This is a genomic window from Leeuwenhoekiella sp. H156 (assembly GCF_052218455.1).
Taxonomy (GTDB): domain Bacteria; phylum Bacteroidota; class Bacteroidia; order Flavobacteriales; family Flavobacteriaceae; genus Leeuwenhoekiella; species Leeuwenhoekiella parthenopeia.
Map to the genome: position 1 here is coordinate 3,082,163 of NZ_CP197499.1, position 18,032 is coordinate 3,100,194.

The following is an 18,032-nucleotide window of genomic DNA, read 5'->3' on the forward strand; positions in this document are numbered from 1 at the left end:
GAAAGGAATAATTTCTGTTATTCAAAGCTGTAGTATTTACAAAATGTGATATAAGGATGTCTCTAACGAACTATGAAATACACCTTATTCGTGTTCTTGCAATGGGAGCTTCTATAAAACAGCTGGTAAGAAAATTAAAAACAGGTCAACTCCCTACAGTTGGCCTGCTTACCAGTCCGATAATTAGTTTTTATAGTTTAAGACTTGTTTTAGCGTTATTAGGATAACATGGGATTTATGAATTGACATTTTAAATCGCTTCAACTATCTTTATCTAAACGCTAAAGATGAAAACCTCTGCTAAAATGCCCAATCTCAGCCCATATGAGCGCTATCTTCTAAGTGCTTTGGCTCACGGAGTTCCTGTAGGTAAAATACCGGTAATTCTGGAATTCTACGCTATAGAGGCCAACTCCATGAGCAGTGTTGACAAACACCTTCGCAGCCTGCGTAAAAAATTCAATTGCAAAACCAACACCCAACTGGTTTATGAATTGCGTAACCGGGTTGTCTCACTAGATCTGGAAGGTATGGGTTTATAAACTACAGTTGACCAGTAACCGGCAGCCTAGTATTGAAGACTATAATTAGTTAAAAACGTTTAATACTAAGAGGTTTGGAGAGTATGCTGGGATCTAGACTAAAGTAAGGTTTTGATGTAAATAACCGTCGTACCTGCCTGCCGTATGCGGGTGTCAACGAGAGCTTTCAGGTCATGTTCGCCTGCTTTATTAGGTACAAGTACTTATTCTGTTTTTAATTCACTTAACGGAATATCCCAAGATGTTGAAATTGATTTACGACATTCAGTAGCCAATTCGTATGAGGCTACTTTTAATTCTTGCTTATTTTTAAACCCTCTTTCTACATCTTTTAGAATCGAAGCATAATTACTCATTTTTTCATGAACTTGCCAATCAACAACCATACGAGCTTCTCCATAATACATTCTCCAAAAATTCTCAGTTGCTCTTAAACTTTTAATCGAATCATTTGTGACAGCAATTATTGCAGTATTTTCACATAATTCTTTGTAAATTGGAAATTGCTGTTCCCAAAATGCCTTTGAAGAATTATCGTCGTTAACTTGTTGATATTTGTAAATCCCGTAAAAAAATGAAATTAGTGCACCAATCAATGCTAAAATTTTTAATCTAACTTCTATGATGTCTTTTTTCTCCATCTATTTATAAGAATTAATTTTATTTATCAATTCCATTGGTGTGTGAAATATCCCGGAAAACCTTCCTTTTTCTACTTTTTTATTTACTATTACAAATACTGGTATTGAAGTTATTTTATATTCAGTTTTCTTCTCTTGATAATAGTCAAACCCTTTTTTATTTTCCTTATTGAAATCATCATAAATTTTCACCATAATATATTTTTTGGAGAATTCAATAAACTTTGATTCAGAAAACACTTGGTTTTCAGTAATCCTACAAGGTGCACACCAATCTGCTCCAAAATAAATGAAAATTGGTTTATTTTCAGAATCTGCCAATTCCATTGCGGATTCTAAATTTGTGTTCCAATCAATGGTTTCATCATTTATATTTTCAGATAAACCAAAAATCATTATTAGAATTATCAGATACTTCATTTGTTTCGTTTTTTGCCTAATGTCCCAGCGTATGTGCAGTAGCGAATAAACCAGCACATATCTTTAAGTTACGTACTGGTTTTTATTAAAAGCAAATATCTTGGATTTGGCAATAAGCCCGCTATTGCTTATACATTGTTTTATTGAAAGGTAAAGTATTAATCTAAAGGATGCAAGCCTGCCTGAGGGCAGGTTTTTTATGGGTAATGGGAATCCTTTAGCTATGTTCAGAGCATGCTCTTTGAAGCATTAGTAAGCCGCAAAGCCTGCCACAGACTAAGTTAAGTGAGAAGGTTTATAATGGTGTTCTACTATCTGCACCACCTATGATCATATGGATCTCAACAAGTACAAAGACCTCAAAGCAAACAAGATATAAGCCCTTAAATGACTTAGAGTTATTTCAAAATCATGTCCCGACCCCTTTAGCATTGAGAATTTGGATACAAGTTTTTTAAAACAAATAGACCCAACTGAATACATGACAATAGCCGTATAAATCAAGGGGTTTAAGTACGGTTCTGTCAGCCGTTTAAGGGTGAAACTCCTCTTTACCTACTCGACTATGCAAAGTATTTTTCCAATTTTTTTGATAAACTTAAATTTTCATTTTGGACTAAAACTCTATATTTCTCAGCAAACTGGTCTCCATTATCTATGTGGTAATCAAAACGTTGAAGCAACCATTCTGAACTGTAGTCTTGATCGTAATGTTTTGATAATTTGACTATTATATCCTTATCAGCTGGGAAAGATTTTATTATCCCAGATATTAAGTCAGCTCTATGATTCACCCACAAATATGATTGGAAACCAATAAAGCTCGAATTCTCAATTATTTCAGATTTGAAAGCAGAGAGAAAATTATTATTTTCTAATGTATGATGTTCCATAACATTGGGTGAATAATCTTCAATCCTATTCAAAACCGATTTATTAGCTTCTTCTATTTGATCCATAGGAATTAAGGCATTTCTTAATAAAGATGCTAAAATACCAATAGGATTATTTGAATTTGATAAATCTAATGACCATAACTTTCGGATTTCCTGACTTGTAAAATTAAAGTTTGACAATAATTCTGGATTCGTGTCCAGAAAATCGATCAAATAATATTTATTCTCTTTTAGTTTATCTACTATCGAATCTTTTACAACTTCAGTACTGATTCTAAAACATTCTTTTAAAAAACTTTTTCTCGTTTTAGATAAACGAAAGTCCCATTCGCTTGGAACAATAAATTTATCCCAAAAATCAGACAACTTTGAGGGCTCGACTGAATGCTCAATATCTTTAACTAAATACGTAAAATCCTTGTCTGGTGGTGTCAGGATTGGATTAAAATGATCCTTAATTTTATTTATGAGAGTATTTAGTCCACCTTCTATTGTAATTTTAGGGAGATTACTTTCCAAAAAAGCCCAAAACGATTCGATATGATAATAGTCAATATTGTTTTCTTTAAAATGAGCACAATCATTTCTTCTATTTTTCCAATATTTAATTTGTTCTCTTGTATCATCTTTAATCGAAAAAACTGGATCTCGAAGAATATCTTTAGTGCTTTGATCAATCTTCACTTTCTGTTGTGTGGAATCAAAAACTGCTTCTTCCCATTTATCTTCATTTCTTATTTTAGTGATTAAACTATTCCATTCTCCTTCAATATAATTTTGTGGTTTATTTGCACTTATTATACGTTCTTTCAAGATAGTTAGGAAACCTAAATAAGAAAATAATAAGGATGCTCTATACGCCCCAGCCTTATAACATAGAGATGAATCTTTCAACAAAACATTTACAGCTATAGAAAACCTTTCCTGTTCAATCCAGTCGTCAATTTTTAATTTCATAGGATGTTTTTATATTTTGCATAACTAATTATATCAACCCAAATATACTCCTTTATCAAAGCGATTAGCGGGATATCAACACTTTTGTTACTAATCATCAGTGAGTTATGATTATGCTCATATACCATTAATAGGGCCTGAAGCACATTTTACAACCCATCTCGATTGCTACCCATTCACCTCTGTAAAGAGCCCACGTTGCATCTAGACAGTTAGCAGTTTCCGTGCAGGCATCTTCTAGGTGAAACCACACTGCTACCACACTGCTACCACACTGAACACACACTCCAACCACACATTGCCACAGTTTTTGTGGTTGAATACGGTAGCAAAGTTGTTAGATAGTTGTATAGCTCAGACTGATCTCAGAGCGATGTCCCAAGTAAACTGGAACTTAACCAGGAGATGTGGAGTCCCCAAATCCAGCTAACAGAATGGTAGATCGTATTACAGATTACTTCCTCAATTCTGGCGCGGATAAGAGCTGAATCAGCAACCCTCAAAATTCTTAATAAAGTCTTAAATTTTTACTTTTTAAAACCCGTTTTCATACACTCTTCATACACTATCCTAGGGGATGCCTAGGCTTTGACTGGGAGTTGCCCTTGTTTAGGGTTAGTTGTTAGCTTAAATTAGTTATTTGCTCCCCCTAATAAACTTGATACCAAGAGCTCTAAAAGCAGCATGACAACAATCTCCCAAGATTTTCATACTTTCATAGTACTTAAGAGCTTCGTAGTGATTGAAGAATTGAAATTTGTAGGTATTCAGAATAGGTTAGTGGGGGGAAGTACTATGCCCGTTGTCATTAAAGCTCAAGATCAATCGGGAACTATTAATCCCTATGTTCTTAAACTTTATAAAGCAGATTATGTTTCCAAAAATTTTGCGGTCGCCAAAGAAATTCTTGTTTCAGAATTAGCTTCACAGTTTAATTTACCGGTACCTAAATATGGAATTATAGATTTTGATACCGCTTTACTAAGCCCGGAATATGGTACCGATTTCCTTAAAATGCTCAAACCGGGATACAAATTCTGCAACTTTTATCACGAGGGAACGTTATTGTACACCGATTCTTTAAAAAGTAGTTATCTTAAAAATTATGATTTGGAGCTTGTGTTTGCCTTCGATAATTTGATTTTGAATGCAGATCGGGGTGGATTTAGAAACAAGCCTAATCTATTGCTTAAAGATGAAGATTTTCTCTTAATTGATCACGAGCAGTCCTTACATTTCTTTGATATTCACGCATTGGATAAAGCACTTGATTACGGCTTAAAGTTTGATACCTATTCTTATAAGAAACACATATTCTATAAGGCTTTGAAATCGCGGAAACCCAAAAGGGAGCTCTTTGGAGAATTTGATGAATACTTGAGAACTTTAGATCTGTCCTTTTTAGAGGCCCTATTTCGGGACTTCGAAACCTATGGAATTGACCATGGCGAAAAAAGCACTATTTTTGCATACTTGCAGTGGTGCAAGGTAAACCGAAGTACCCTTATTAAGTCTTTGAACAAACGGGTTTTATGAACGAGTCAAAATATACATATAGTATTTTACATTATAAGCATTCTGCCGTATTGGGAGAGTCTTTAAATGTGGGTGTATTTGTCTATTTTGAGCAAAGTAACTCTCTGTATTTTAAACACGCAGAACGGTTAACCCGAATTAAATCGGTTTATGACCAGATATCCGAAAAGTCGATTAGACAGTATTTGAAGTTGATAAATTCTAATGTTACTCAACTTGCGCAACGCTTAGATCCTTTCTTTTTATCTGAACTTAATGGTTCTTTTGATTACTTTATATCGAGCTATATCCTTCAAAAAGATAGCAGCGCGTTACAGTTTTCCAAAGCACGTACCCATTTTCAATATGAGAAGACTGATGAGGAAATCATAGATTATCTGGTTTCTACTTTTCTTCTGGAAAACAAAGAGGTTCAGGTGAATAAAGAACATCAGTTAGGTCTTAAATTCTATGAACCCATACAACAACAATTAGAAAGCCTAGTGGACCCTGGTCTTTTTCAAAAGAATTATAAACTTACCAATGAGGCCGGGCTTGCTTTTCGATTTGACTATGCCTGGCAAAATGAAAATTGGCATTTGGTAAAGCCTTTAAATTTTGATCTTACTGACGCTAAGAAAATATCAGATAAAGCCCATCGTACACTAGGGCTGATTATCGATTTACAGCAAACCGCATTGACCACGTCTTTACAGTTTGATTTTTTGGTAGGAAAACCTACCCAAAAGAAACTTTTTAAAGAATATGATCATTCACTGCATTTGCTGGAACGTTTTGAAAAGGCGACCGTAATAGAAGAGGAGCGGATTGAATCGTATGCTCATAACGCGATTGCTGCTATTTTAAGTCATACGCCTGATTAGGACTCTCGAACTGAATTTTATACTGAGTTAAATCTTAGTGAATATTAACTATGAGAACCGCCCGAAGCAGAAGGGAAGCGGACTTAACGATTTATGCCTTTATCTTGATACCTTATACACATTTTACTTCCAATTCTTTGTTTTTAGTTGTTCGGCAATCAGCGCTATATCTTCAGGAACTTGTTCTAATACCTCTTCGAGGTTAAAAAATCTAACTCTAAAAATTCCTCCCGGACTTTCCTTTCGAAAGTCCGTCTTTTTAAAGTCTTTCAACAAGAAAAAGCGATGGTCTTTTTTTACTCCCCAACCTTCAGCACTTGACTCTTTGATCGCCTCACTCAATCTGCGTTCTTGTTCCTGTGTAACCGGAAACTTAGAGCTTTTGATATGAATCCCATTCACTTCGTTCCAATCAGCCACAATCATATTTTCCACGAGACCTATGTATCTTACAGATTTCCATTTATAGATTCCCAAATATTTAAAGTCACTATAACCTCGCGATGCTAAGTCGAAGTAAAAATGATGTTTGACATTGAGATCATAAGATTGTCCACAGGCCATTGCTCTTAAAACATGGTTGCTCTTTGGCATTAATGACATACTCAAACAGTAACTTTCAAAATGTTCGTTTAGCCTCTGTAAGTAATGTTCAAACTGATAGTTAGCAGCAAGCTCTTTTAATTGATCAACCAAGTCCTGATAGGTCACAGATTGAAAATTGATTTTTCCAAGTTCTTTAAGTTCACCTAGTCTATTCTTTATTTTACTGATTTCACTCTCAGAATATCTGGAAGCGCTAAGATGTACTAGCAATTTGTATTCATTTGGATCAAAGCTTTTGGAGTACTTTACCAATTTGTTAATTAATTCTAAGCCATGCAGTTTAGTTTCGATTATAATTTTTGAGGCTTTGATCTGAATGTGTCCGTCAATAACTCCGTTTCCACGATTTCCAACCTGCTGCTTAAACGAGGGTATTACTTCGTATTGCTCAGAATCTTCAGTAAGTCCTTTAATAAATTCCTCATAATACTTAGGATTTATCTCGTAGAGATTAGAGAGCATTAAAAGAATATTATTTGTTACGGTATTTTCTCCTTGCGAATATTGTTGAAACTGGTTTAAAACTGCCATACTTAATTACTATCTTTAAAATGAATAAATGAAGTTATGGCAATTATTTCATTATTCACCTACCAGGGCTTCAGGCTTACCTGAAGCCTTTTTTTAAGTAAGTGGGTTCTATTGATGTTATTTGCCTGTTAGAAGATTTATGAATTGAAAAAACTAAACCTAATTGAAGATTTTCATGGGTATTTTCAAAAAATCATTTGATAGTCAATATCAAAAACTAGCTAAATCAATTATTGATTATGCTTATGAATACGTTGAGTTTGATGAGCAGCATGTGGATGAAGTTTTAGTGTGTTGCTCTTTTGAGGAGAACTCGTATGGTGTGGATTTTTTCTATAAAATAAATGGCCAATTAAGACAAAGACATAAAGTTAATTTCGGCAATCATCACTATAAGATTTCAGATGAATATCAAATAGAAGTATTAAGAGCCATACGAAAAGAGTTCACCGCTATAATTCAATTATTTCAGCATTATGATCGAGATATCCCAACTCAACTAAAAATGAATTACCAACCCAAAACTAATGCATTCAACTCAAAGCTGGATTATAATTTACATTGGTCAAATACAGAAGATTTACTTCCGCAAGATATAAGTGATAGATGGTTTGAAGAATTGAAAAATGGCTAATTTAAATGAACAACTATTTGCTATTTGAAGCTCAAGAATTGCATCTATGAAACTTTTCTAAGATTAGAAATGGCCTAAATCTAATCTCCCTTCTTATGCTTATGCGGTTTTAAGGAAGGGGTATTTCCCGGCGTGCTTTTGTTGTCTCGTTGTCTGCGGTCTGGTTTGCCGGTTGAATCGGCAATACGCTTAGGTCCTGGTTTGATTCCCATGATACTAGTATTTAAGTTTTGTATTAGATTCTATTTAAAGTTACGAATAGATACTTAATCAAAACGCTCTTTAACAGATACTTACTAACAAAACCATCAACAGGAATACATTTTATAATTCTCAAAGATTACCTCACATCCCACGCTTCAAAACCCCGGGTTTCTATCAGGTAGTTACACGAGTTTTGTAGTTGTAAAATGCCCTGTTGTTTATAGTTGTCACAAGCATGATTACCCAAAGGAGCTATCTGAATTTCTTTTTGAAACCAATTGTATTAATGCTCGTAGAGTAGTTATCAGTATTCTAGTAAGCCCTCGCTGGCGCGCTATAAGCTGCGGAGACGGAATCTGATCGCGTTTCCGGGCATTGATACGCGCAGCTGAAGGCAACAGATTCCAGAGGTCGTTATTTTTTCATGCTGAAAACGGAATTACGTGTTCTAGAGCATAGCTGCTGATGTGTTTTCCGGTCCATAAGCAGTGCACCTCACCCTGAGTATCGCGCAAGTCTTGATATAGCTTTTTAGATTGCGCGATACAGTCGCTTGGCAACGGGGGTGAAATGCTTAAAAGTAGTTCAACAGCCCAAGTTTGTAGCCCAATGTAACTTATATGGGTTTGCTATTAACGTGTAAGAGCAAAATCGGATCTCAAAAAAGATTGTAAATAAGTTAAAGCTGAAGTCCAGGTAAGGTTTTTATACCGCCCGTTAGCTATGTGCTGATGCTGTGTTGAAAACATAGCATACATATATTGACTTTGCTGCCATTTAGCATACAATTCCATTTCTCCTGCAGGATTATCTGCTCTTTGTTTTTTAATGAACTCCGCAAAATTTTCCATACTCGATAGCTGTCTAAGATTAAAACTTTTACCTGTTAGTTCTTTTACAGCAGCCTGTAGCATATTAGGGCTTATTTGAAAACTCGCAATCTGCAAGTCTCTGGGAGCCTTATCGTCCAATGCCACTTCCGCAGTATATGCAGCGGTATCATCTATCGTCGTAAAGTCCAGTTTCCAGTCGGCTTTCTCCCCCCAATAACCAATGCTTTGGTCCTTCCGATTTAAAATCGGAGTATTGTATTGAAGTATATCTGCAAAGGCACCATTAAACACGGAAGATGCCTGTATGGAAGTGCTATCCAGATAGGTTCTGAATACGCTTCTTAGATCAAAGTTGCGGTTTTCGCCCGGTACTAAATCTGTATAATCGGTACAGAAATCGGAAGGAATGAATCGTTTCACCTTTGCTTCCAGGGCAGCATCCAAGATTCGTTTTTGTAAATCTACAATCACATCCTCCAAACCTGCCAAAGCCGAAATAACCAGGTCTTTCCCCTCGCAGACATCGGCTATTTCTCCGGTACTATTGAGGTCTACCTTTTGAATAAGTACACCCATTTTTGAAAGTGTTTCTATTTTTTGAGGTTCGGTAGTGGGACGTACTATAGCCGTCACGATGGCCTCTCTGTTTAACAGCTCCCGGCATATTCTCATTCCTAAATTACCGGTAGCACCTGCCACTAAAATCGATTTCTTCATAATATATCTCCTTATTTTTTATTTTCAGTTAAGAAGTTTACCACCGCTTCAATAACCTGCTCCGGCTGTTCCTCGTACATATAATGGCCGCTATCCAGAATTCCTATAACTTCCAAATTGTTTGCTAGGTAAGGCAAAGCCATCTTCATATAATTATAGCTTACATAACTGCCGATGCCTAATACGGGCATCTGTAGTTGCTGATAGGATTTGGAATCCTCTATATCTTTTGCAAAAGCCTGATACCAGGCATTAGATGCCCTAATGCTCTCGGGATCGTTGTAAACGGCAGCATAAATTTCACGCTCAAATGAACTCATTTTCGTTTCATCGATCATCACGTATTCAAAAAGGTAATCAAGCAGGAATTGAAAACGTCCTTCCAATAATTTTTCGGGTAAGGCCTTAACCTGATTAAACGCCATCCACCAGGGGTAAGGCATGTTTGCATCCATCTTACCTGCAAAAGTACCTTCGGCCGGGATGAGTGGCATGTGCAGCATTCCCTCTCCGGGATGTGCTCCATCCAGTACGATAAGCTTATCACAAAATTCAGGATAGTTAAAAGCGAAACTCATGGCTACCATTCCGCCAATATCATGCCCCATCAGATTTACTTTACCTAAACCCAGATGCTTAACCAATGCTAAAATATCGGCTGCCATAGATTTTTTATCATAACCCGATTCGGGTTTTTCAGAGCTGCCCATTCCTCTAATGTCTACTACAATCACCTGAAATGATTTGGAAAGCTCCTGAGCAACAGGATGGTAAGAATACCAGGTTTGCGGCCATCCTGGAAGGCAAATCAGGGGCTGACCCTTACCTCCTGTAACATAGTGCAGCTCTAACCCGTTTACTGTGGCATAATTATTCACAAAGCCGGGCCAATTTTTTATCAGCTCAGCATCAGCATATTGATTTTGCGTTTTCATCATTTGTAATTTTAAATTTTTACAAATGTATAGTGGTAAAATCCTGCAAAAACTACCAATTGGTAGGTAATGAATTACTTGATTTCTTTGCGGATTCTGCTCAGTGCATTGGGAGTGATCCCCAGGATAGAGGCTAACTGTTTGATGGGTATTTTCTTTACAAAATCAGAATTTTTGAGTAGTTCGAGGTAGATCTGTTTGGCAGATAAGGTTTGATAATTCAGGTTTTGGTCTACCTGTCTGATACACATCTCTTCCCAGATTTTTCTTCCAAACTCCTGCCATACCGGAAGCTTTTTGTAAAGCTGATCCATTTCAGCTTTGCTGATTACCAGAAGTTCCGTGTTTTCTATGGCCTCAATATTGAAACGGGAAGGTACCTGCGCGTGTAAGCTTGTGATCTCGGTAAAGAAGTCATTTTCAAAAAACACCCATGACGTATGTTGTTCCTCAAATGCGCCGTAATGAAGACGCAAGCCTCCTGATTTTATAAAATAGTATTGATTGGCAATTTGTCCTTTTCTCAATACAAGCGCTCCTTTCTTAACAGGTGTACTCTTGAATTTTGAGAGAACCATAGCAAGGTCGGCTTCGTTAATAAGCACCCGGGATTTAATAAAATTTGTAAACTCGTTCATATAATCTCCTTAGTGCTAAGCTTTATGAATTAAAAATTGGATTTTAACTACTATTGAGACCCAACCTAAAACCTCTTGAATATGCTTTAAATGATCGTAGTTGCGAAGCTATCCCAATATATTTAATTCAGGAAAGTCTAGAAACTTTTTTGAGTTCCCTTAAACTCTTCTCACATCCCACGCCTCAAAACCCCGGGTTTCTATGAGGTAGTTACATGAGTTTTGTAGTTGTGAAATGCCCTGTTGTTTCCAGGTGTCAAAGGTGTTATTACCTAAAAGCGCTATCTGAATTTCTTTTTGAAAGCGATTCTGATGATGCTCGTGAAGTAATTCCCAGTATTATAGCATACTCCCTAGCTGGCGTGCTATAAGCACCGGAGCAGGGATCTTATCGCGTTATCGAGCATTGATATGCGCAGCTGAAGGCAGCAGATTCCAGAGGGCGTTATTTCTCCACACTGAAAACGGAATAACGTGGTCTAAAGCATAGCTGCTGATGCGTTTCCTATTCCATTCGCAATGCACCTGTTCGTGGGCGTTTGGAAAGCCTTGATATAGTTCATTTAAATTGAGCGATACAATCGCGTGACAACGGAGGTGAGTTATCCTTTCTTTTTATTATAAGGAAAATCCAAACTTCTTATGAATAGAAGGATGTTTGAATGTGATGATATTTATAGTAAGGTTATTCATAAGCTTATACATAAGCTTATCATTTAGAATATTTAGGCAAACTCAAAAGATGATTGAATCTAAAAATTATGTAATTGCAAAATGCTTTATACTTACCAGCTTTTTTATCTATATAAATTTGACGCTCGATCTCAATAATTTGCTTAGTCCAAGTACCTTTTGGATGTTTTTTTTTCAATTTTTCTTTGGCTTCAAACCAAAAAAAACCTCTCAACTCTTTTAAATTTTGACAGTTGAGTTTTAACAACTCTATATCAAAATCTACAGATTCATTATTTTTACTTTCAACTTTATCTGTTAATGTGTATGTTATTCTTTGCTCGCAAGAAGTATGATGTGGGTTTAATACTTTAAAAGGTATATTTCCTCTAGATTTATCACAATGAATACCATTATTTACACATACTGCAAGCATATTATTATAGCGTAAAGAATATTGCCTATGTCTAAGCTCAGTATGATTAGAGTCTATGTGTTTTTCTTGTGATATATAATGCTCAACAGACACGTAATTGCCATTAGCTTCAGGTATTTTTTTCATACAGTAGCCACACAAATAACCCTGTTCGTTCAATAAAGCCTTTTTCAATAAACTATCTGTATCTATAAAACCCTTATAATTTGCATTTGGCGTAGTATTACGATATGATGTTAAAGTTTGGGGCTCTAACGCTATTTGTTTATTAATGTATTTCATATCAATTGTAATCATCAAAATTATCAATTGCTTTCTGTGTCTCTACATCATCTAAACCGAATGTATTTATAATTTCATCCAATTTTTGTTTAGCTAAATCTATTTGCTTGCTTTCAAGAAGTTTATAAAATTCATCTATTAATACTCTCCCAAATTCTCCTCTTTTAACTGAATCAAACGCCTCATATAAGATTGAATTATAATCTCTCCCTTTTACAAACAATGGACTATCATATATTTTACCATCAATCAACCTTTTTAATGACGTGTTTAAGTCTATATTTCCTATGATTTCTGGAGAATGCGTAGTAATAATATCAAAATCTCCGTAGTGAATTTTTGTGTTCTGTTGGTCGTAATAAATGTTTTTGAAGAACTCTTTTTTCCATTTTGGGTGTAAAAACGTATCCGGTTCATCAAATAGAAATAAAGATTCTTCATTTGACGAAAGAATTTGTTTTAGACCATAAATAGAGATTAATTGCTTTTCTCCTTCACTTAAATCTTGACTTGAAATTTCACTATTAATCCCGTTAGTGTCTTTTACTAATGTTATTTGAATCTCGTCTAATAAGCCCATTATATCTAATGCTACTAAAGATTGAAAAACCTCTTTTTCGCTTGTAAATGAATCTTCACTACTAAAACCAACCAATCCAATTAGAACATCAGGAATAAAGTAGGAATGCGTTATACTCCTTTTTGAAACTTCTGTGTGTTGACTTGCTTTTTCAAACTTTAATAAGGCTTCTTTTAAAATACCTTTTGCTCCCCAATATTCACTTGCAGGATTACTTCTGTGCCAAGTAGGCATTTTCATTTTTAGAATAATCTCTGTAAAACCTACAATACCAAATTTCTCTTTAAAGAAAACTGCTATATCTGAACTTTGATTGCAGAAAATAGAGAACAATAATAAGTTAAACTGTATTGGGTTAAAATAAAAAACAGGTGCATTAATATCTAACCCTTTGCTATCATTTTCTAAAAATGTGAACCATCCTTTAAAATAATCTGAAGTATAATTTTGAACAAAACCACTTAATCTACTGTCAAAACCTGCATAATAAAGTACAGTGTTTTTCGGTAATAAATCTTGTAGCGTGTATTGAGACTTAAAAAGGAAATTATTAACATCTTGATTGATTAATTTTTTATCCTCATATTCTAAGATGAGCCATTCTTTATTAATATTACTAACGGTTACTTTTACATAATCAATCTTATGTTCAGAAAAAGTAGATGCTGCCTCAATTATTTTTTCCGTTCTTATGAAGTAGGATAATGTAAATTGAAAGCCTAACTTTTTATTTGTAATTTTTGATACATCTTCTACTTTATTGCAACTATAAAGTGAAGAAAATATTTTTAACAAACACTCTATTAATGTTGTTTTGCCTGCACCATTTTTACCAATAATCACGTTAAGACTATCATCTACTGTGAAGTCTTCTGAAAATTGAATATCAAATTGTTGCAGTACTTTATAATCTTCTATGTATAGGTTTAATAATTGCATATCTTATTAAATTAATCCTGTTAAAACTTGATGTGCCAAATTTGCTAAATGAATTGCTGAAGGCTGATTTAAACTATCTGGTGTAAAAGGAGGCTCGTCTCCTCTGTAATTAGTGACTTTAATAAGTCTATAGCCGTGTGTATTTGCCAAATGTTTGATATGACGAGACACGTCATTTCTAACTCTACTGGCACAAATAATTAAATCGCAATTATGTTTTAATACATAATCGTTTAAGCGGTCGTGTAAGTTATAAGCCCACAAATAGTCGCCCATACTTTCTATACCTACTTTATAGCCTAAGCAATTGAGAACATCTGAAATATCTCCTCCTGGTAATGGTAAGGTGTACGTATGTGAAGTATTTACATAGTTTTTTATGAGTTCTTCTTTTAGGATTTTGATAGTACCTGATTTACCACATCCTTGTTTGCCCCATACTTGTATGATTGTTTTTTGCTTCATAACTATTTATTATTTTTAAATATCACGCTTTCAAAATCTACGATGGCTTGTTCTTTGAAATTTGCAGCTTTCAAATAGAGTTGGTTCAGTTTTTCTTTTCTATTAAAAAACTCTTTGATTAGATAATTTTGTTCTTTTATTGAAGGTATAGGTATTTCTAAATCATAAATCATTCTTGCATTTATATTTGGTTGAGCACTACCATAAGCCATTGATTTTAAAACTTCCGTTTGAGACTGTAAATAAATCCACAAATAATCATTTATTATTTCATTGGAGAAATTATACATAACTGCACAGGCTTGGTTTGTAGTTGCTTTCACACCAAGTTTTGCGGTTTTACCAATTGTTGCTCCATACATTGCCATTACTACACTTCCTTCATCATAAAGTTTAGCACTACTATTTTTCAGTCCTTTATCGGTAATAAATTCACTTGTATTAGTTAAAACTTCATTGTTTAATTCTCCTGTTTTTATCCAAGGAATATTACCTCCGAAATAATCTGAACGGGAACGAGATGGAGTACCACCACTACTAATATCGCATAGCAAACCAATCTTTTTTTGGTTAAAACGACTACTCTTAGAATAAAAAATAGTGTCTAAGCTCCAAAAACTTAAATCTTTAAACCTAACAAATGTCAATCCTTTATTAGCTTCTTTTTTCTCTATCTTTTTCAAACCTAACTGGTCATATAAATAGGTTTGAATCTCAACTTCTTTATCTATTGCGTTTTGCTTAGCTTGTTCCGCTTCTTTTATTTTTTGATTGTATTCTGCTACGAGTTTTTCTTGAGTAATATCTGTTGATAAACCTTGCTTTATAGCGTCTGCATCATTTAAGGGTGGTAAAGGAATCTGAACGTCTAAGAATTTTTTGAGGTCTATTCTTTGTCTGTTGGTAGTACCGCTACTACAGGTTTGAGCAAACTCAATGAACTTTTTAGTTGTTGTTATAAGTAGTAAAAACTGAGGTAAGATAGCAGTAGTGTCTACATCATACGTTGGAAAATCATTAGTGACAATAGCTCCTTCTAAATCTTCTGGAATTAAGCCCATTGCACCATTACGAGCATCTATTTTTGATAATATAAACTGCCCTGATTTTACAATAAATTGTCTTTTTGTTCCAATATTTTTACCTATTTCTGTATTTCTCAGTCTTACGCCTCCATTGTTTCCGCTTACTGTTACTCTTTTGTAAATCGTATCATTATCAAGATTAATAACATTATTGTTTTTGGTAAGAAACTTACCAATTTTAACCAATGGGAAATTTTTGTTGTATTCAAAGTCTTGACCCAATAAATGGCTAACACTCCAATTATAGAGTTCAGAAAACCTAATGAAATTTATATTTTGCATAGTACCTACATCCATTACCATTCTATTAATTGGGTTTCGGTATTGTTTTTAATACGTTCTACTTTACCAGTTTTGCTACTCCACTTGTACTCAAACTTAGGTTTGAGTTCTTTCCATAATTCATTTTTAATGCGGTAGGGTGTATATTCTGTTTGTATATGCGTTAATTCGTTATCTATTACACCACCAGTACTACTAATGCCTGCTTTTTCTACTGTTGCAATAGCTATATCGTAATCAAATTTTTCTTTTACAATAGCTTTTATTTCTTCTTGTATTTGGGCTTCTATTTTCTTTTTGTTCTGGCGTAGTTCTTTTTTAGAAGCTGCATCTAAAGCATCTTTACCTCTTAGGGCTAATTTGGTTTTAATTTCTTCTAACTCGTCTTTGTATTTTGCTTTAACCGTTTTAGTGGCTTGGGCGGTGTAGTCTTTCCATTGCTTAGTTTCTTCATTGGTAAACTTCTTTAAGAATACTAAACTGGATTTTACTGTAGCTCCACTTTTCATAAATACATCTTGCGGAATAGAGGTAATTAAGATGATTTTTGCTGTACTCTCAAAGTATTCTCTAACCTTTGCTAAGTTTTGTGTATTCAAAACGCCTTCAGGCAATACGATACCTGTTCTTCCACCTGGTTTTAATAAGCGGATACATCTTTCTATAAACAATACTTCCGTTAAACCACTCATACCGTTTTTACCAATATGTAAGGTATTTAGTAATGGTTTATCTATATTATTATCTACTTGAAGCATAGCTTTAGCGTATGTTTCGTCTCCATACATTTGCTTGTATTTTGCGATACGCTTTTCATCCTTTAATTGGTCTGCTTTAGTAATCAATAAAGATTTTTCTACTCTTGCTCCGAAAGGCGGATTGGTAAGAATTACGTCAAAACGGTTTTCAAATATTCCGTTGATGTTTAATAGACCATCTCTGTGATGCACACCTCCGTGACCATCTCCGTGCATAATCATATTCATTTTGGCAGTACGAGCCATTCGAGGATTGGCATCTGTACCAAAGATGCAAGCGGATGATAATTTTTCTAAACGAGATATGTATTTGCCAGCTTCTTTGGCTTTTTCTTGTTCTTCACGTTTTCTAATTTGTGTTTCAAAGCCTAAATTGTGAATGATTTCATTAGAAATATCATTTAGCTTTTCTTCATCTTGTTCTGTTGTTTTTATCTCATCAAAGGTTTTGTTAACCTTGTCTTTTTCTAATTTAATATCGTTTTCAATCTTTTCTCTTACATATTCAAAAGCTTTGATTAAGAAACCTCCAGAACCACAACAAGGGTCGCATATTACTTCATCTTCGTGTGGGTCTAATACTTCTACAATAAAATCTACTACGGTTCTTGGGGTAAAAAACTGCCCTAATTCTCCTCTAAACGTTCCGCCTAAGAATTGTTCAAACGCAATACCCTTAACATCATCAGATGTAGTAGAAAGATTGTATTTCTGTAATTTTTTTACTATCTCTTTAAATGAACCTTGTTTGATTCTTATTTTATCATTGACATCAAATAACTCATCTTCTTCAAATTCATCTTTGGTTAGTTCAAACCAATAATCCATATATGGTATATCGTCTTTTGGACCATTACGTTTTACATTAACAGGACGAATATTTTTCTCGTAATTAGATTCTTGTTTTTCAAATTGCTTTAATGTGAAAATATTATCTTCATCAGGATTTCGTTCATACCTGATTTTCATAAACAGGATTTTACTTATTTCGTCAAATGCTGCTTCTGGAGAAAGTTTGTCATTATTACGAATTACGTTATGACATTGAAAAAGTAGTTTAGAAAATTCGTCTCTTTCAAATGCTTTAGTTTGCTCTAATAACTTCTGAATTTTATCATTGCTATTGGCTTCTTTAGCATTTGGAATGTCTAAAATTTCATCACTTAATGTTTTAGGTGTAACCGCTAAATTGACTTTAAAAACTTTTGTTTCTTTTTCGTTAGTAGTAACGAAAAACGGAGCATTCGCAAAGCGAGCATAGTTTTGACCTTGATAGTAATCTTCCGATTTAATGGTAATGTAATCGGCTTTACATTCTACCACAATAATTGGATTCAACTTTTTGAGTTTATCCTCTTTGCTACGCCATATCACAATATCCGCACTTGCTCTTCCTGTTCCTCTTTTAGAGCCTGTTAGTTTTACTTCTTGAGCCATTTGCTCTAAAGTATATTCGTAATGATTAACTAATCTGCAAATGAATTTTTGTCTTACGCGTTCTTCAGGAGTCATTATCAACTCTTTCCCTAGTAGAGGAGAATATATTTTGTTACCGCTTATTTGTAGCTCTAATGACATAA

At 34.5% G+C, this 18,032-nt stretch carries 17 protein-coding genes; 4 read left to right on the forward strand and 13 right to left on the reverse strand.

Going from position 1 to position 18,032, the window contains the following annotated elements; translation table 11 throughout:
* Window positions 1-287 precede the first annotated feature (287 nt).
* Window positions 288-542 (forward strand): helix-turn-helix transcriptional regulator, encoded by a 255-nt coding sequence (locus ACSSS3_RS13245; protein ID WP_442845011.1) that lies wholly within the window; start codon window positions 288-290, stop codon window positions 540-542.
* Window positions 543-745: 203 nt separating this feature from the next.
* On the opposite strand, the gene ACSSS3_RS13250 is transcribed toward ACSSS3_RS13245, so the two are convergent.
* The 3 genes from ACSSS3_RS13250 to ACSSS3_RS13260 form a co-directional block, all read right to left on the reverse strand.
* Complete coding sequence (locus ACSSS3_RS13250) at window positions 746-1,183, reverse strand: hypothetical protein (RefSeq protein WP_442845012.1); 438 nt, start codon at window positions 1,181-1,183, stop codon at window positions 746-748.
* On the reverse strand, window positions 1,184-1,603 hold the full coding sequence (locus ACSSS3_RS13255; RefSeq protein WP_442845013.1) for a thioredoxin family protein: 420 nt from the start codon (window positions 1,601-1,603) through the stop codon (window positions 1,184-1,186).
* A 563-nt stretch (window positions 1,604-2,166) separates the two neighbouring features.
* Window positions 2,167-3,456 carry a hypothetical protein gene (locus ACSSS3_RS13260; RefSeq protein ID WP_442845014.1) on the reverse strand — a complete coding sequence of 430 codons (1,290 nt, stop codon included), beginning with the start codon at window positions 3,454-3,456 and terminating at the stop codon, window positions 2,167-2,169.
* 684 nt (window positions 3,457-4,140) lie between these two features.
* Here ACSSS3_RS13260 and ACSSS3_RS13265 point away from each other — a divergent pair.
* Both ACSSS3_RS13265 and ACSSS3_RS13270 read left to right on the forward strand, forming a co-directional pair.
* Window positions 4,141-4,992, forward strand: a complete 852-nt coding sequence (locus ACSSS3_RS13265; RefSeq protein WP_442845015.1) for a HipA family kinase — start codon at window positions 4,141-4,143, stop codon at window positions 4,990-4,992.
* Entirely contained in the window at window positions 4,989-5,855 is an 867-nt protein-coding gene (locus ACSSS3_RS13270) for a DUF3037 domain-containing protein (protein ID WP_442845016.1), read from the forward strand. Before ACSSS3_RS13265 ends, ACSSS3_RS13270 begins: the two co-directional genes overlap by 4 nt.
* A 123-nt stretch (window positions 5,856-5,978) precedes the next feature.
* Here the strand turns inward: ACSSS3_RS13270 and ACSSS3_RS13275 are convergent, their stop codons facing one another.
* Complete coding sequence (locus ACSSS3_RS13275) at window positions 5,979-6,992, reverse strand: hypothetical protein (protein ID WP_442845017.1); 1,014 nt, start codon at window positions 6,990-6,992, stop codon at window positions 5,979-5,981.
* Window positions 6,993-7,167: 175 nt separating this feature from the next.
* Here ACSSS3_RS13275 and ACSSS3_RS13280 point away from each other — a divergent pair, with 175 nt between their 5' ends.
* On the forward strand, window positions 7,168-7,626 hold the full coding sequence (locus ACSSS3_RS13280) for a hypothetical protein (RefSeq protein WP_442845018.1): 459 nt from the start codon (window positions 7,168-7,170) through the stop codon (window positions 7,624-7,626).
* A gap of 80 nt (window positions 7,627-7,706) precedes the next feature.
* Here the strand turns inward: ACSSS3_RS13280 and ACSSS3_RS13285 are convergent, their stop codons facing one another.
* From ACSSS3_RS13285 to ACSSS3_RS13325, 9 genes are all read right to left on the reverse strand, one after another.
* The gene (locus ACSSS3_RS13285; protein WP_262490528.1) at window positions 7,707-7,838 is read right to left on the reverse strand and encodes a hypothetical protein; all 132 of its coding nucleotides are present in this window, start codon (window positions 7,836-7,838) and stop codon (window positions 7,707-7,709) included.
* 624 nt (window positions 7,839-8,462) lie between these two features.
* Window positions 8,463-9,380 (reverse strand): NmrA family NAD(P)-binding protein, encoded by a 918-nt coding sequence (locus ACSSS3_RS13290; RefSeq protein WP_442845019.1) that lies wholly within the window; start codon window positions 9,378-9,380, stop codon window positions 8,463-8,465.
* 11 nt (window positions 9,381-9,391) lie between these two features.
* Window positions 9,392-10,318, reverse strand: a complete 927-nt coding sequence (locus tag ACSSS3_RS13295; protein ID WP_442845020.1) for an alpha/beta fold hydrolase — start codon at window positions 10,316-10,318, stop codon at window positions 9,392-9,394.
* 71 nt (window positions 10,319-10,389) lie between these two features.
* Window positions 10,390-10,953: a Crp/Fnr family transcriptional regulator gene (locus tag ACSSS3_RS13300; RefSeq protein WP_442845021.1), complete on the reverse strand. Its 564-nt coding sequence runs from the start codon at window positions 10,951-10,953 to the stop codon at window positions 10,390-10,392.
* 712 nt (window positions 10,954-11,665) lie between these two features.
* Window positions 11,666-12,358, reverse strand: coding sequence for a hypothetical protein (locus ACSSS3_RS13305; protein WP_442845022.1), 693 nt, complete (start codon window positions 12,356-12,358; stop codon window positions 11,666-11,668).
* Window positions 12,345-13,862 carry an AAA family ATPase gene (locus ACSSS3_RS13310; protein ID WP_442845023.1) on the reverse strand — a complete coding sequence of 506 codons (1,518 nt, stop codon included), beginning with the start codon at window positions 13,860-13,862 and terminating at the stop codon, window positions 12,345-12,347. Before ACSSS3_RS13310 ends, ACSSS3_RS13305 begins: the two co-directional genes overlap by 14 nt.
* Window positions 13,863-13,868: 6 nt before the next feature.
* Window positions 13,869-14,327 carry a hypothetical protein gene (locus ACSSS3_RS13315; protein WP_442845024.1) on the reverse strand — a complete coding sequence of 153 codons (459 nt, stop codon included), beginning with the start codon at window positions 14,325-14,327 and terminating at the stop codon, window positions 13,869-13,871.
* 2 nt (window positions 14,328-14,329) lie between these two features.
* Window positions 14,330-15,709, reverse strand: coding sequence for a restriction endonuclease subunit S (locus tag ACSSS3_RS13320; RefSeq protein ID WP_442845025.1), 1,380 nt, complete (start codon window positions 15,707-15,709; stop codon window positions 14,330-14,332).
* Entirely contained in the window at window positions 15,709-18,030 is a 2,322-nt protein-coding gene (locus tag ACSSS3_RS13325) for an N-6 DNA methylase (protein ID WP_442845026.1), read from the reverse strand. Before ACSSS3_RS13325 ends, ACSSS3_RS13320 begins: the two co-directional genes overlap by 1 nt.
* Between the last annotated feature and the right edge of the window lie 2 nt (window positions 18,031-18,032).

Coding starts and splice junctions, on each gene's coding strand:
- ACSSS3_RS13245 (WP_442845011.1), top strand. CDS start 288: ATGAAAACCTCTGCTAAAATGCCCAATCTCAGCCCATATGAGCGCTAT.
- ACSSS3_RS13250 (WP_442845012.1), bottom strand. CDS start 1,183: ATGGAGAAAAAAGACATCATAGAAGTTAGATTAAAAATTTTAGCATTG.
- ACSSS3_RS13255 (WP_442845013.1), bottom strand. CDS start 1,603: ATGAAGTATCTGATAATTCTAATAATGATTTTTGGTTTATCTGAAAAT.
- ACSSS3_RS13260 (WP_442845014.1), bottom strand. CDS start 3,456: ATGAAATTAAAAATTGACGACTGGATTGAACAGGAAAGGTTTTCTATA.
- ACSSS3_RS13265 (WP_442845015.1), top strand. CDS start 4,141: ATGACAACAATCTCCCAAGATTTTCATACTTTCATAGTACTTAAGAGC.
- ACSSS3_RS13270 (WP_442845016.1), top strand. CDS start 4,989: ATGAACGAGTCAAAATATACATATAGTATTTTACATTATAAGCATTCT.
- ACSSS3_RS13275 (WP_442845017.1), bottom strand. CDS start 6,992: ATGGCAGTTTTAAACCAGTTTCAACAATATTCGCAAGGAGAAAATACC.
- ACSSS3_RS13280 (WP_442845018.1), top strand. CDS start 7,168: ATGGGTATTTTCAAAAAATCATTTGATAGTCAATATCAAAAACTAGCT.
- ACSSS3_RS13285 (WP_262490528.1), bottom strand. CDS start 7,838: ATGGGAATCAAACCAGGACCTAAGCGTATTGCCGATTCAACCGGCAAA.
- ACSSS3_RS13290 (WP_442845019.1), bottom strand. CDS start 9,380: ATGAAGAAATCGATTTTAGTGGCAGGTGCTACCGGTAATTTAGGAATG.
- ACSSS3_RS13295 (WP_442845020.1), bottom strand. CDS start 10,318: ATGATGAAAACGCAAAATCAATATGCTGATGCTGAGCTGATAAAAAAT.
- ACSSS3_RS13300 (WP_442845021.1), bottom strand. CDS start 10,953: ATGAACGAGTTTACAAATTTTATTAAATCCCGGGTGCTTATTAACGAA.
- ACSSS3_RS13305 (WP_442845022.1), bottom strand. CDS start 12,358: ATGATTACAATTGATATGAAATACATTAATAAACAAATAGCGTTAGAG.
- ACSSS3_RS13310 (WP_442845023.1), bottom strand. CDS start 13,862: ATGCAATTATTAAACCTATACATAGAAGATTATAAAGTACTGCAACAA.
- ACSSS3_RS13315 (WP_442845024.1), bottom strand. CDS start 14,327: ATGAAGCAAAAAACAATCATACAAGTATGGGGCAAACAAGGATGTGGT.
- ACSSS3_RS13320 (WP_442845025.1), bottom strand. CDS start 15,709: ATGGATGTAGGTACTATGCAAAATATAAATTTCATTAGGTTTTCTGAA.
- ACSSS3_RS13325 (WP_442845026.1), bottom strand. CDS start 18,030: ATGTCATTAGAGCTACAAATAAGCGGTAACAAAATATATTCTCCTCTA.